Raw genomic sequence first — 12,460 nt, forward strand, 5'->3', positions numbered from 1 at the left:
GTGCTGGCGGTGGCCGCCGGCGGGGTGTGGTGGGGCATGCACCTGGGCGCGCAGCCCGTGGCCGTCCCGCACACGCCCGAGAACGAAATCATCACCGAGCGGGCCGAGCCGGCGGCGGTGCCCGTGGCCATGGCCGCCGCCGCCTCCGAGCCCGCTGCGGCGGCCTCCGCGGCGGTGCCGACGGAGCCGGAGGCTCCTGCCAGCGCGGCAGTGGCGGCTGCCGCTGCCGCGGCCTCCCGGGCTGCCGCGGTGTCGCCGGCCTTCGTCGTGGCTTCCGCGCCGAAGCCGCCGCGCCCGCCGGTCCGCAAGGCCTCCGAGGCCGTGGTGGTTCCAGCGCCGGCGCCCGTGCCGGCCGCGCCGGCCCCCGCCGTCGCTGCACGGCCCGCGCCCCGCGTCATCGGCCCGGACGAGGCCTGCGCCGATTCGGGGTTCCTGGCCCGGCCGATGTGCATCCACCAGGAATGCCAGCGGCCCGCCGTGGCGAACCACCCGCTCTGCGTCGAGAACCGCCGCCGGCTCGAAGCCGAGGAGCGCCGGCGCCAGCTGCAGCCGCAATAAGCCCGGGTTGCCAGGTGCGGACGGAATTTCATATAATGGCGGGCTTCGCAGCGAATTCCCAGGTCCCGCGGCGAGGCATGCACCCCACCTAAGAGGCTTCCATACAGAGAAGCACCGACCGTGGAAAAGGACCGCCAAACCCTCTTTTTGTGAAGAGAAAACTCATGTCCACTTTCAGCGCAAAGCCCGCTGAGGTCGTGCACGAGTGGTTTGTGATTGACGCGACCGACAAGGTCCTCGGACGAGTAGCCAGCGAAGTTGCTCTCCGTCTGCGCGGCAAACACAAGGCCATTTACACGCCTCACGTCGATACCGGCGATTTCATCGTCATCATCAACGCCTCCAAGCTCAAGGTCACCGGCACCAAGTCCCTGGACAAGGTGTACTACCGCCACTCCGGCTATCCCGGTGGCATCACGGCGACGAACTTCCGCGACCTGCAGGCCAAGCACCCCGGCCGCGCACTCGAGAAGGCCGTCAAGGGCATGCTGCCCAAGGGCCCCCTGGGCTACGCCATGATCAAGAAGCTCAAGGTCTACGGCGGCGCGGAACATCCGCACACCGCTCAGCAGCCCAAGGCGCTGGAAATCTAAGGAGCCGACATGATTGGTGAATGGAACAATGGCACCGGCCGTCGCAAGTCCAGCGTCGCCCGCGTGTTTCTGAAGAAGGGTTCCGGCAAGATCACTGTGAATGGCAAAGACATTCAGCAGTACTTCGGCCGCGAAACCTCCATCATGATCGCCAAGCAGCCGCTCGTGCTGACCAACCATGTCGAGACCTTCGACATCCAGGTCAACGTGCACGGCGGCGGTGAGTCCGGCCAGGCCGGCGCCACCCGCCACGGCATCACCCGCGCCCTGATCGACTACGACGCAGCGCTGAAGCCCGCACTGAGCCAAGCCGGCTTCGTGACGCGCGACGCCCGTGAAGTCGAGCGTAAGAAGGTCGGTCTGCACTCCGCACGCCGCGCCAAGCAGTTCTCGAAGCGTTAATCTCCGCTTTTCGCTGCACCCGGCCGGAAGTTCTCCCAGAAGGAGTGCTTCCACCACGAAAAACCGCCATCATTGGCGGTTTTTTGCATTGGGACGACCGCTTTTCTTGGAACGAAAGGGACCCGGTACATGCGACTCAAGCTGCTGCGTCGCCGGCTCACGGTGAGCGCCCCGCGCGTGGCCATCCGCAGTGCCATGCCCTGGCCGCTGCGCTGGATGGCGCTGGCCGTGGTCTTCGGCCTGTGCGCGGCCATCGCCCTCTGGGCCTTCGAGTTCGGCAAGAGCATCGCGGGGCTGGACTCCCGCTCGCGGGACGAACTGGTCGCGCTGCGGCAGGAGGTGGCCCGGCTGCGCGAGGAGACGCGCGTACGCGTCGATGCCTCCAGCGCCGAGGGTTCCCTGCTCACCGCCGAGCGCGCGGCCCTGGAGCGCGTGACGGCGCGCGTGCGCCAGCTCGAGGCCGACAACCGGACGCTGCGCGACGACCTGGGCTTCTTCGAGAAGCTGATACCGGCGGCCAGGGCGGACGGCGTCAGCATCCGCGGGCTGCAGGCCGAGCCCATCGGCGCCGGGCAGCTGCGCTGGCAGGTGCTGGTGATCCAGCCCGTGCGCAATGCCCCCGAATTCAAGGGCCGGCTGGAACTGCTGGTCGAAGGGACCCGGGACGGACGGCCGTGGACGCAGCCGCTGCCCGGCGGCGGGCAGGCGCTGCAGTTCGAGCACTACCGCCGCGTCGAGGGCGTGTCGGAGATCCCGGCGAATGCCGTGGTAAAAACCGTGACCGCGCGGGTTCTGGAGGGGAGCGCGGTGCGCGCCGTCCAGCACTTCCCGGTGGAGTGAGGTGAGTCCTGGCGCGCGCCTGCCGTCCCGGCGATCCCTCCGGCCATGCCGCAAGGAGATTCCCGCCATGTTTTCCCGCAAGAAGCAGCCGCCCATCAAGAGCCTGATCGCGCATGGCACCCGCATCAACGGCGAGGTCGTCTTCGCCGAAGGCCTGCGCATCGACGGCGAGGTGGCGGGCGACGTGCGCGCGCAGGATGGCGAGCACCCGACGATCCTCGTCGTGTCCGAGTCGGCGCGGGTGGAAGGCGCGGTGCATGCCGCCCACGTGATCATCAACGGCACGGTGGTGGGCCCGGTGCACGCGGCCGAGCTGCTGGAGCTGCAGCCCAAGGCCCGGATCACCGGCAACGTGCACTACAAGGCGCTGGAGATGCACCAGGGCGCCACCATCGCCGGCCAGATGAGCCCGACCACGGTGCTCATCGAGGAAAAGCCCACACTCAAATTGGCGTCAAAGGCGGGCTGAGGAGCGCGAAAACGCCGTTGCAGTACCATCGAAGGCCAATTCCTCCTTCAACCGGAGAACACCCCATGAGCGCAGTAGCCGAGAACGTACAGACCGAAATGCCCGCCCCCATCGTCTTCACCGACAGCGCAGCCGCGAAGGTGGCCGACCTGATCGCCGAGGAGGGCAATCCCGACCTGAAGCTGCGCGTGTTCGTGCAGGGCGGCGGCTGCTCGGGCTTCCAGTACGGCTTCACGTTCGACGAGATCACGAACGAGGACGACACCACCATGACCAAGAACGGTGTGTCGCTGCTCATCGATGCCATGAGCTACCAGTACCTGGTCGGCGCCGAGATCGACTACAAGGAAGATCTGCAGGGCGCGCAGTTCGTGATCAAGAATCCGAATGCCACCACCACCTGCGGTTGCGGATCGAGCTTCTCGACCTGATGCGCCGCTGACGCGATCCAAGCCGCCCGAGGGCGGCTTTTTCGTTCCCGAACCATCCCCCGACCCGTCCATGCCGCCGCCCAGCGCCTCCCCCGAATTCCCCGTGCCTCCGGCCCAGGCCCCCGCGGACCGCCGCATCCTGCTGTGGATCGTGGCGGTGGGGTTCTTCATGCAGACGCTGGACGCGACCATCGTCAACACGGCGCTGCCGGCGATGGCGGCGAGCCTGGGCGAGAGCCCCCTGCGCATGCAGTCGGTGATCGTCGCCTATTCGCTCACCATGGCCATGCTGATCCCGGCCTCGGGCTGGCTGGCCGACCGGTTCGGCACGCGCCAGGTGTTCCTCTTCGCCATCGCGGTGTTCTCGCTGGGCTCGCTGGCCTGCGCGGCGTCGCGGCACCTGAACGAGCTGGTGGCGGCCCGGGTGCTGCAGGGGCTCGGCGGCGCGCTGCTGCTGCCGGTGGGCCGGCTCGCGGTGCTGCGCACCTTTCCGCGCGGCGAATTCCTGGAGGCGATGAGCTTCGTCGCCATCCCGGGGCTGATCGGCCCGCTGCTGGGCCCCACGCTCGGCGGCTGGCTGGTGCAGAGCGCCTCCTGGCACTGGGTGTTCCTCATCAACCTGCCGGTGGGCGTGGCGGGTTTCCTGGCGACCGCGCGGTTCATGCCCAACCTGCGGGCGCCGGAGATCGACGGGTTCGACATCGCCGGCTACGCGCTGCTGGCCTTCGGCATGGTGTCGATCTCGCTGTCGATCGAGGCGGCCGGCGTGGTGGGGCGCGGCGGCGCCGCGGCGCTGGGCGTGGGCGGGCTGGTGGCGCTGGTGGTGTATTGGCTGCATGCTGCGCGGCACGAGCGGCCGCTCTATTCGCCGCAGCTGTTCCGCGTGCGCACGCTGTCGGTGGGACTGCTGGGCAACCTGTTCTGCCGCCTGGGGAGCGGGGCGATGCCGTTCCTGATCCCGGTGTCGCTGCAATTGCTGCTGGGCTATTCGCCGCTGCACGCCGGCCTGATGATGCTGCCCACGGCCCTGGCCGGCATGGCCATCAAACGGGCAGCGACGCCGCTCATCCGGCACTACGGCTACCGCAACACGCTGGTCGCCAACACCGTGCTGCTGGGGCTGATGATGGCCAGTTTCGCGCTGCGCGATCCGTCCTGGCCGCTGGCATGGCAGGTGGTGCAGCTGGCGGCGTTCGGGGCCGTGAACTCGCTGCAGTTCTCGGCGATGAACACGATCACCCTGAAGGACCTGGACGGCGCGAGCGCCAGCAGCGGCAACGGCCTGCTCTCGATGGTGCAGATGCTGGCCATGAGCCTGGGCGTGGCCGTGGCCGGCGCGGTGCTGTCGGAGTGGAGCCAGGCCTACGGCGGCGCGCAGGTGCCCGGCGCGGTGCTGCATGCGTTCCAGTCCACGTTCCTGACGGTGGGCTTCATCACGGTGGCGTCGGCAGCCGTGTTCTGGCAGCTGCCGCGGGAGGCGCGCATTCCGCCCAAGGAAGGGCCCGAGGTGTCGGGCCAGGGGTGATGCCAGCCGGCAGCAGGGTTCAGGCGGGATACAGCGCGCCGAGAACCCGCGGGCCGGCCGCACCCGTCACCTGCGGCAGGTTGCCCGGCAGGCGCTGCAGGGCGCGGCGCGCCAGCCAGGCGAACGCCGCGGCTTCGACCTGCTGGGAGGGCAACCCCAGCGCGTCGGTGGCATATACCCGCACGGCGGGCAGCAGGGCGGCCAGCCGGCGCATGAGATACCCGTTGCGCGCGCCGCCGCCGCAAACGGCCAGCTCCGTGCCGCCCTGGCCATGGGCATCGACGGCGAGCGCGCAGGCGCGGGCCGTGAACTCGGTGAGCGTGGCCTGCACGTCCACCGGGGCCGGTGCCGGCACGGGCAGCGCCTGCAGGTGCGCCTGCAGCCAGTCGGCATGGAACAGATCGCGGCCCGTGCTCTTGGGTGGAGGCGCGTGCAGATAAGGCTCGGCCAGCAGCCGGTCCAGCAGTTCCGGAACGACCTGTCCCTGTGCCGCCCAGGCCCCGTCGGCATCGTAGGGCCGCCCGGTGTGACGGTCGCACCAGAGGTCCATCAGCGCATTGCCCGGCCCGCAGTCGAAGCCCAGCACGCCGCCGTCCGCCCCGAGCACGCTGAGGTTGGCGATGCCGCCGATGTTCAGCACGCACACCGCCGTGCCGGCGCGGCCGAACACGGCCTGGTGGAAGGCCGGCACCAGCGGCGCCCCCTGGCCGCCCGCCGCCACGTCGCGGCTGCGGAAATCCGCCACCACGTCGATGCCCGTGCGCTCCGCGAGCAGGGCGGGGCTGCCCAACTGCAGCGTATAGCCCGTGCCATCGAACATCCCCGGCCGGTGCCGCACCGTCTGCCCATGCGCGCCGATCGCACGCACGTCCGGGGGCGCCAGCCGGGCTGCGCCGAGCAACCGCCCCACCACCTCCGCATAGGCCCGCGACAGCGCATTCCCCGCCAGCGCCGCCCGGTGCAGCTCATCCGCCCCGCCCGTGTTCAGCGCCAGCAGCTCCGCCCGCAGCGCCTCCGGCAACGGCGCCGACTGGAACCCCACCACCCGCAACCGATCCCCCTCGAACTCCACCAACGCCCCATCCACCCCGTCGAGCGACGTGCCCGACATGAGTCCGATGTAGCGTTCAGTCATCGAAGGAGGCGTCATACGGCTGGCGAAAGGAAGAGAAGAACGGCAAGAGACTGCGACTGTCCTCCGGTTGGGCATGCAAACGGCATGAAAGCCACCGCGGCCCCAGGCCAGCAGACGCCACGGAACCGGCTCCGCCGGGCCGTAGGCGTCGTCCCCCTTCCCGGCGAAGCCGAGAGAAGGGGGAAGCGGCGAAGCCGCTCAGGGGGATGTACCTTCTACTGCGCGCTGGCCTGCAACACCTGCGACGCGGCCGACAACTGCACGCGCATGTTGGAGGCCAGGCGTGCGAACGCGGCGCGCGATGCGGCGGACACGGGCTGCGCGGCCTCGCTCTGCTGCGCGATGGTCATCGGGTCCTGGTGCTGGCCGTTCACGCGGAATTCGAAATGCAGGTGGGGCCCCGTGGCCCAGCCCGTGGCGCCGACGGCACCGATCGTCTGGCCCTGCTCCACCGACTGGCCCTTGCGCACGTCGACGCGGCTCAGGTGAGCGTACACGGTGACGTGCTGGTTGCGGTGCTGCACGTAGACGACGTTGCCGTAGCCGTTCTGCACGCCGGCGAACTCCACCGTGCCGTCGCCGACGGTGCGCACGGCCGTGCCGGTGGGGGCCGCGAAGTCCGTGCCGAGATGGGCGCGCCACTTCTGCAGGATGGGGTGGAAGCGCATCTTGAAGCCGCTGGTCACGCGCGAGAACTCCACCGGCGAGGTGAGGTACGCGCGGCGCATGCTCTCGCCCTCGAGCGTGTAGTAGGCGCCCTTGGTGGCGCCGGGCTCCTGGAACCAGACGGCGTCGTAGGTCTTGCCGTTGTTGTGGAACTCGGCGCTCAGCACGCGGCCGCTGCGCAGCGGCTCGCCGTCGGCTTCCAGCGTCTCGTACACCACCGAGAAACGGTCTTCCTTGCGCAGGGCGCGGTGGAAGTCGATGTTGCTGGAGAAGACTTCCGCGAGCTGGATGGCCACGCCATCGGGAATGTTGGAGGCATCGGTCGCCGCGAACAGCGAGCTGCGGATGATGCCGCCGGCCAGGCGGTTGCCCACGGTGAGCGGTGCCGTCTCGATGCGCGAGGCGAACGTGCCGCCCTGGCGCTCGACCACGAGGCGGCGGAAGCTGCCGCTGTCGTCCTGCACCCAGCGGGCGGTGAGCTTCACGAGGCGGTGGTCGTCGGTCGTTTCGGCGGAGACGGAGCGGCCGCCGCGGCCCAGCAGGGTCTGGCGCACCTGCCCGTCGCCGCGCAGGAAGGCGGCGGCCTCTGGGTCGGCCACGCCCAGGCGCTGCAGGATGGCCTCGGCCGTATCGCTGCTGCGCGTCTGGTCGGTGCGGTAGAGGGAATAGCTGGGAATGTCCACCAGCGCGGAGAGCGGCTGGTCGGCCGCGAGGGATTCGACGGGGTACTCGACGATCGTGCGGGGCAGGTCGCCCGGATCGGGTGCGAACGACGCCACGGCGAAGGCGCCACCTCCGCCGGTGAGCAGGACGGCCGCGACGGCGGCGGTGATGCGCTTGGGATGGGTCTGGGCGAAACGCGAGAGCCGGTCCAGCAATGCGAGGCCGGCGGATGTCAAGCCGTTGTTCAAGAGTCTGTACCCCAGGGTGAAGCGCATGCAGGCCCGGAAGGGCGGCATGCGCGGAGTGTCTTTGGTCGCAGCGGGATGGCGCCGGGCCGGAAGGCGGAGCCGGCGGGCGCACTAGAATTCCGCTGCAAAGGTGGCAGGAAGTATAGCCACCGACCTACTTGGCGAACTCCGTAAAACCCTTATGAATCAATCCGCTGTTACAACATTCCCGGTCACCGATGGTGTAGGACGGGCGCTGGAGGTGTCGTTGCGCGGGACCGAAGAACTGCTGCCCCGGGAGGAGTGGACACGCAAGCTCGCGCGCTCCGAAGCGACGGGCGTTCCCCTGCGCATCAAGCTGGGGCTGGACCCCACGGCGCCCGACATCCACATCGGCCACACGGTGGTGCTCAACAAGATGCGCCAGCTGCAGGACCTGGGCCACCAGGTGATCTTCCTGATCGGCGATTTCACCACGCTGATCGGCGATCCTTCCGGCCGCAACTCCACGCGCCCGCCGCTCACGCCCGAGCAGATCAAGGCCAACGCCGAGACCTACTACACCCAGGCCGCCAAGGTGCTGGACCCGGCGCGCACCGAGATCCGCTACAACAGCGAATGGTGCGCGCCGCTGGGTGCCGCGGGCATGATCCAGCTGGCCGCCAAGTACACCGTGGCCCGCATGATGGAGCGCAACGATTTCCACCAGCGCTTCACGGACGGCAGCTCGATCAGCCTGCACGAATTCCTCTACCCGCTGCTGCAGGGCTACGACTCGGTCGCCCTGAAGAGCGACCTGGAGCTCGGCGGCACCGACCAGAAGTTCAACCTGCTGATGGGCCGCCACCTGCAGCAGGAATACGGCCAGGAGCCGCAGTGCATCCTGACCATGCCGCTGCTGGTGGGCCTGGACGGCGTGGACAAGATGTCCAAGTCCAAGAACAACTACATCGGCATCACCGAAGACGCCAACACCATGTTCGCCAAGGTGCTGTCGATCTCCGATACGCTGATGTGGGACTGGTACACCCTGCTGTCGTTCAAGAGCCTGGCCGAGATCGCCGCGCTCAAGGCCGAGGTGGCGGGCGGCCGCAATCCCAAGGACGCCAAGGTGGCGCTGGCCAAGGAAATCACCGCGCGCTTCCACAGCGCCGCCGCCGCCGACGCGGCCGAGCAGGACTTCATGAACCGCAGCAAGGGCGGCGTGCCCGACGAGATCCCCGAGGTGGCCCTGGGCGGCGCGCCGCTGGGCATCGGTGCGCTGCTCAAGCAGGCCAACCTGGCGCCTTCGACCAGCGAGGCCAACCGCCTGATCGACGGCGGCGGCGTGCGCGTGGAAGGCAGCGTGGTGAGCGACCGCGGCCTGAAGCTGGAGGCCGGCACGTACGTGGTTCAGGTGGGCAAGCGCAAGTTCGCCCGCGTGACATTGAACTGAGAAGGATCAGTCCAGGTCGTCGTTGAGGTCCGGGTCGGGCACCTCGCCGACGGCCTCGCGCGTGAGCTGCGCCTCGCGCAGCAGCCACTCGCAGAATGCCTTGATCTCCGGGCGCTGGCCGCTGCGGGGGCCCACCATCAGCCAGTACACCAGCGGTGAGTCCAGCCGGTAGCCGGGCAGGACCTCGACCAGGTCGCCGGTCGCCAGCGCATCGGCGATGAGCGGCATGCGCGCGAGGGCGAGGCCCTGGCCCGTGAGCGCAGCCTGCACGATCTGGTGGGCATAGTTGAAGTACAGCCACCGCTTGGGCTGCAGCTTGTCCTGGCCGTTCCGCTCGAACCAGCGCCGCCACGTCAGCCATTCGAGGTGCATCGTGCGGTGCGCGTCGCCCGCCTCGATGAGCGTGAACTGCGCCACGTCGGCGGGCTTGCGGATCGGCGGGCCGCTCTTGAGCAGCCAGGGGCTCGCCACCACGGCGAGCTGCTCGCCGAACAGGCGCTGCGCACCGTACACCTGCGAGCCCGGGACGGCATAGCGCAGCGCGAGGTCCACGTCGGCGGTTTCCAGATCGACGGGCAGGTCGCTCGCGTCGATGCGGATGTCGATGTCCGGGTTGTCGCGCTGGAATTCCTCCATGCGCGGAATCAGCCACATGGACGCGAAGCTCGCCCAGGTGGTGATCGCCACGCTCTTGCGGCCGGCCGTCTGGCGCACGAGCCGCACGCAGGCATCCACCCGCTCCAGTGCCGGGGCCACCGCGCGCTGCAGCTGCGCGCCCGCGCTGGTGAGTTCCACCGCCCGCGTGTGCCGCAGGAAGAGCGGCACACCCACCTCATCTTCCAGCGCCTGGATCTGCCGGCTCACGGCCGACTGGGTCAGCGACAGTTCTTCGGCGGCGGCGCGGAAGTTGAGGTGCCGGGCCACGGCGAGGAATGCGCGCCAGTGCCCGACCGCCACGGGCCGGGTGCGCAGGTGGGCGACGGGGGCGGGAAGGTTCATGGCGGCACGAAGGCAAATGGCATTGATGAAGGCGGCGCATGAAATTATGGCCGCGTTTTCATTGGACCGACGGGGTGTCCGCGAAAGAAACTCCTTCCATCTCAAAGGCTTGAGTGCCACAGGAGTCCGATCATGCAGCCGTCATCCGTTCCGCATCCGCAAGAATGGCCGCCCCGCGCCGCGACACCGACGCACCGAGATGGAGTCCATAGGCGGGCGGGCCACTGGCACCTGGCATGCGGCCAGGCCGTGGGCCTGCATCCGCGCCGCGGTGGCCGGCTGTCCATCGGCCAGGGCGCCGTGTGGGTCACCGTATCGGGGCCTGGGGCCGCTGGTGGCGACCAGTTCCTGGGCGAGGGCGAAACGCTCCTGGTCGCGGCAGGCCAGCATGCCGTGCTGGAGCCCTGGACCGGCGGTGGCCGCGCCCCGGCGGCCGTGGCGTTCACCTGGGCCGAAACCGGTGGGGCGGCGCGTTCGCCGGTGCGGACGGCCGGTGGCGAATTCGTCACGTCCCTGCGGGAGTCATGGCGCGCGCAGAGGGCGGTGGCGGCGGCGTTGCTGGGGCTGGGCCGGGCCGTGGCGGGCTGGATGGCCGGTCGAGCCCGCGGGGATGCCGTCGTGCCGGGGCATTGATGCGGCCTGCGCATGGAACGGGGCCGGTTTGCGCATTGATGCGAAAGGCGCATGGATGGCGATGCCGCTCTTCATTGGACGCAACCCATCCCCCAGAAGCACAATGGTTGAAAAATCAGGGTTAACCAGGGGATCAAGATGACCGCATCACAAGTTCTGAATTTTCAACAATCGCCCGCGCGCGACCGCTCTGCCGGGGCCGAGGTGTACCGCCTGGACGCGGGTTGCGCGCACAGCCTGCGCCCCCGGTCGCCGATGGCGCTGCGCATCGCCTCGGGCCGCGCATGGGTCACGGTCGACGACGGCCCGCAGGGGGGATGCGATCTCGCGCCAGGCGACATCTTCCTGCAGGCAGGCCAGACGTACTGGATCGCCGCCGGCCAGCATGCCGTGATCGAGCCGCTGGGGACCGAGCCCGTGCGGTACCGGTTCGACGCGGCGCGCGCCGTGAAGGGCGAGGCGGCTGCCGCGCACGGCGCGATGCCGGCCCGCGGACCGGTCGGCTGCGCCTGAACGGCTACATCTCCAGATCGACGGCGAGCGACTCGAACGCGGCCAAAGCGTGGTGGCCTGCCAGCGACTCCATGCGCGGCAGGGCATCCTCGTCCTCGAGCGTGCTGAACGCCAGGCTGAACCGCTGGAAGCGCCGTCGGTCCAGGGCCGCCTGGTGCAGCACTTCCATGCCCGTGTGCCGGGGGTCGGAGCGGATGCGCTCCACGAGCGAGAGCAGCGGGCCGCGCGGCCCCTCGAGCTGCTGGCAGAAGCGCTGGCCGTCGAACACGAGCAGGCCGGTGATGCCGTCGCGGATGTTGGAGAGGCGCGCACGCGCCGCTATGGCGGCCACGATGCCTACCGGCTGGCCGGGCGCCAGTGTGCTGACGTAGAGCACCTCGTGGAGGGGGGCCGTCAGCGGGGGGGATGAAAGGGTCATCAAGAGCCCACTGTAGGGTGGGCGGTGTGTGAAGGCAATGTCAAAAGACATAGCGCAGCAGCGCGGCCATTGCCTAGAATCGCCGCCGCGTTCGCCAACGCGTTCGCCTCCTCACCATCATTTCTTCCCTCGCATTCCTGGCCCCATGACCACCGATGCCGTTCCCGCGCGGGCCTTTCACGAGGCCCCGCGCGATTGCCATGCCTGCCGCCTGCGCCAGCGCACCCAGGCCTTCACCCCGGTCACGGACCAGGAGCTGGACTTCATCCAGGACTATCGCTGCGGCGTCGAGACGGTGAGGGCGGGCGGGGCGCTGATCCGCGAGCGCCAGACGGGTGCGCGGCTCTACACGCTCTACAGCGGATGGGCCTTCCGGTACAAGACGCTGTCGGACGGCCGCCGCCAGATCCTGAACTTCCTGTTGCCCGGCGACCTGGTGGGGCTGCAGCAGGAGTTCTCCGACACGGCGCTGCATGGTGTGGAGGCGGTGACGGACTGCTCGTTCTGCGCCTTCGACACGGATGGGCTGTGGTCGCTGTTCCGCGAGCACGCACGCCTGGCCTACGGGGTCACCTGGCTGGCCGCGCGCGGCGAGGGCATGGTGGACGACAACCTGCTCACGGCCGGGCGGCGCACCGCGATCGAGCGGGTGGCCGTGCTGCTGGTGCATCTCTACCGGCGGCTGGACCGGCTGGGGCTGGCCGAGGGCGGAACGGTGGAGTTCCCGATCAATCAGCAGCACATCGCGGATGCGCTGGGGCTCTCGCTGGTGCACACCAACAAGACACTGCGCCGGCTGGCCGACATGGGCCTGCACGAGATCTCCGGCGGCCGGCTGCGTCTCATCAACCCGCGCGCGCTCGCGCGCATCGCCGAGTACTACGACGCCATCCCCCGGCCGGTGCCGCTGCTTTGATACGGGTACGGATACGGACTCGGCATCACGGCGATCA

The 12,460-nt window shown here is 69.4% G+C and carries 14 protein-coding genes and 1 pseudogene; 11 read left to right on the plus strand and 4 right to left on the minus strand.

What is annotated here, in order from left to right; genetic code table 11:
* From Q9R47_RS10860 to mdtD, 7 genes and pseudogenes are all read left to right on the plus strand, one after another.
* Positions 1-558: pseudogene (locus Q9R47_RS10860) on the plus strand (serine/threonine protein kinase); the annotation flags it as partial.
* Positions 559-722: 164 nt separating this feature from the next.
* Positions 723-1,151, plus strand: a complete 429-nt coding sequence (rplM, locus tag Q9R47_RS10865; protein ID WP_011797080.1) for a 50S ribosomal protein L13 — start codon at positions 723-725, stop codon at positions 1,149-1,151.
* Between the two features lie 9 nt (positions 1,152-1,160).
* Positions 1,161-1,553: a 30S ribosomal protein S9 gene (rpsI, locus tag Q9R47_RS10870; RefSeq protein WP_013596333.1), complete on the plus strand. Its 393-nt coding sequence runs from the start codon at positions 1,161-1,163 to the stop codon at positions 1,551-1,553.
* Between the two features lie 129 nt (positions 1,554-1,682).
* Positions 1,683-2,393 (plus strand): DUF6776 family protein, encoded by a 711-nt coding sequence (locus Q9R47_RS10875; protein WP_311233225.1) that lies wholly within the window; start codon positions 1,683-1,685, stop codon positions 2,391-2,393.
* Between the two features lie 67 nt (positions 2,394-2,460).
* Positions 2,461-2,862 (plus strand): polymer-forming cytoskeletal protein, encoded by a 402-nt coding sequence (locus Q9R47_RS10880; protein WP_311233226.1) that lies wholly within the window; start codon positions 2,461-2,463, stop codon positions 2,860-2,862.
* 65 nt (positions 2,863-2,927) lie between these two features.
* Positions 2,928-3,293, plus strand: a complete 366-nt coding sequence (gene erpA, locus Q9R47_RS10885) for an iron-sulfur cluster insertion protein ErpA (RefSeq protein WP_311233227.1) — start codon at positions 2,928-2,930, stop codon at positions 3,291-3,293.
* Positions 3,294-3,363: 70 nt separating this feature from the next.
* The gene (gene mdtD, locus Q9R47_RS10890; RefSeq protein WP_311233228.1) at positions 3,364-4,818 is read left to right on the plus strand and encodes a multidrug transporter subunit MdtD; all 1,455 of its coding nucleotides are present in this window, start codon (positions 3,364-3,366) and stop codon (positions 4,816-4,818) included.
* Between the two features lie 19 nt (positions 4,819-4,837).
* Here mdtD and Q9R47_RS10895 read toward each other — a convergent pair whose 3' ends face one another.
* Together Q9R47_RS10895 and Q9R47_RS10900 are read right to left on the minus strand one after the other, a co-directional pair.
* Positions 4,838-5,953: an anhydro-N-acetylmuramic acid kinase gene (locus Q9R47_RS10895; RefSeq protein WP_311233229.1), complete on the minus strand. Its 1,116-nt coding sequence runs from the start codon at positions 5,951-5,953 to the stop codon at positions 4,838-4,840.
* Positions 5,954-6,168: 215 nt separating this feature from the next.
* Positions 6,169-7,530, minus strand: a complete 1,362-nt coding sequence (locus Q9R47_RS10900; RefSeq protein ID WP_311233426.1) for a peptidoglycan DD-metalloendopeptidase family protein — start codon at positions 7,528-7,530, stop codon at positions 6,169-6,171.
* A gap of 181 nt (positions 7,531-7,711) precedes the next feature.
* Here Q9R47_RS10900 and tyrS point away from each other — a divergent pair, with 181 nt between their 5' ends.
* Positions 7,712-8,944 (plus strand): tyrosine--tRNA ligase, encoded by a 1,233-nt coding sequence (gene tyrS, locus Q9R47_RS10905; protein WP_311233230.1) that lies wholly within the window; start codon positions 7,712-7,714, stop codon positions 8,942-8,944.
* A gap of 6 nt (positions 8,945-8,950) precedes the next feature.
* Here the strand turns inward: tyrS and Q9R47_RS10910 are convergent, their stop codons facing one another.
* A complete protein-coding gene (locus tag Q9R47_RS10910) occupies positions 8,951-9,943 on the minus strand; it encodes a LysR substrate-binding domain-containing protein (RefSeq protein WP_311233231.1) in 993 nt (330 codons plus the stop codon).
* 132 nt (positions 9,944-10,075) lie between these two features.
* On the opposite strand from Q9R47_RS10910, the gene Q9R47_RS10915 reads away from it, so the two are divergent.
* Positions 10,076-10,576: a DUF2917 domain-containing protein gene (locus tag Q9R47_RS10915; RefSeq protein WP_311233232.1), complete on the plus strand. Its 501-nt coding sequence runs from the start codon at positions 10,076-10,078 to the stop codon at positions 10,574-10,576.
* 138 nt (positions 10,577-10,714) lie between these two features.
* Entirely contained in the window at positions 10,715-11,089 is a 375-nt protein-coding gene (locus tag Q9R47_RS10920) for a DUF2917 domain-containing protein (RefSeq protein ID WP_311233233.1), read from the plus strand.
* 4 nt (positions 11,090-11,093) lie between these two features.
* Here Q9R47_RS10920 and Q9R47_RS10925 read toward each other — a convergent pair whose 3' ends face one another.
* Positions 11,094-11,507 carry a BLUF domain-containing protein gene (locus Q9R47_RS10925; RefSeq protein WP_311233234.1) on the minus strand — a complete coding sequence of 138 codons (414 nt, stop codon included), beginning with the start codon at positions 11,505-11,507 and terminating at the stop codon, positions 11,094-11,096.
* A 145-nt stretch (positions 11,508-11,652) separates the two neighbouring features.
* Between Q9R47_RS10925 and Q9R47_RS10930 the strand changes: the two genes are divergently transcribed.
* Positions 11,653-12,423, plus strand: a complete 771-nt coding sequence (locus Q9R47_RS10930; RefSeq protein WP_311233235.1) for a Crp/Fnr family transcriptional regulator — start codon at positions 11,653-11,655, stop codon at positions 12,421-12,423.
* Positions 12,424-12,460: the final 37 nt, after the last annotated feature.

This window comes from Acidovorax sp. PRC11, assembly GCF_031844105.1.
Lineage (GTDB): Bacteria > Pseudomonadota > Gammaproteobacteria > Burkholderiales > Burkholderiaceae_C > Paracidovorax.

Bases quoted from the DNA above. Each gene is read 5' to 3' on its own strand.
- rplM (WP_011797080.1), top strand. From the start codon at position 723: ATGTCCACTTTCAGCGCAAAGCCCGCTGAGGTCGTGCACGAGTGGTTT.
- Q9R47_RS10920 (WP_311233233.1), top strand. From the start codon at position 10,715: ATGACCGCATCACAAGTTCTGAATTTTCAACAATCGCCCGCGCGCGAC.
- mdtD (WP_311233228.1), top strand. From the start codon at position 3,364: ATGCCGCCGCCCAGCGCCTCCCCCGAATTCCCCGTGCCTCCGGCCCAG.
- Q9R47_RS10895 (WP_311233229.1), bottom strand. From the start codon at position 5,953: ATGACTGAACGCTACATCGGACTCATGTCGGGCACGTCGCTCGACGGG.
- Q9R47_RS10915 (WP_311233232.1), top strand. From the start codon at position 10,076: ATGCAGCCGTCATCCGTTCCGCATCCGCAAGAATGGCCGCCCCGCGCC.
- Q9R47_RS10925 (WP_311233234.1), bottom strand. From the start codon at position 11,507: ATGACCCTTTCATCCCCCCCGCTGACGGCCCCCCTCCACGAGGTGCTC.
- erpA (WP_311233227.1), top strand. From the start codon at position 2,928: ATGAGCGCAGTAGCCGAGAACGTACAGACCGAAATGCCCGCCCCCATC.
- rpsI (WP_013596333.1), top strand. From the start codon at position 1,161: ATGATTGGTGAATGGAACAATGGCACCGGCCGTCGCAAGTCCAGCGTC.
- Q9R47_RS10910 (WP_311233231.1), bottom strand. From the start codon at position 9,943: ATGAACCTTCCCGCCCCCGTCGCCCACCTGCGCACCCGGCCCGTGGCG.
- tyrS (WP_311233230.1), top strand. From the start codon at position 7,712: ATGAATCAATCCGCTGTTACAACATTCCCGGTCACCGATGGTGTAGGA.
- Q9R47_RS10880 (WP_311233226.1), top strand. From the start codon at position 2,461: ATGTTTTCCCGCAAGAAGCAGCCGCCCATCAAGAGCCTGATCGCGCAT.
- Q9R47_RS10875 (WP_311233225.1), top strand. From the start codon at position 1,683: ATGCGACTCAAGCTGCTGCGTCGCCGGCTCACGGTGAGCGCCCCGCGC.
- Q9R47_RS10930 (WP_311233235.1), top strand. From the start codon at position 11,653: ATGACCACCGATGCCGTTCCCGCGCGGGCCTTTCACGAGGCCCCGCGC.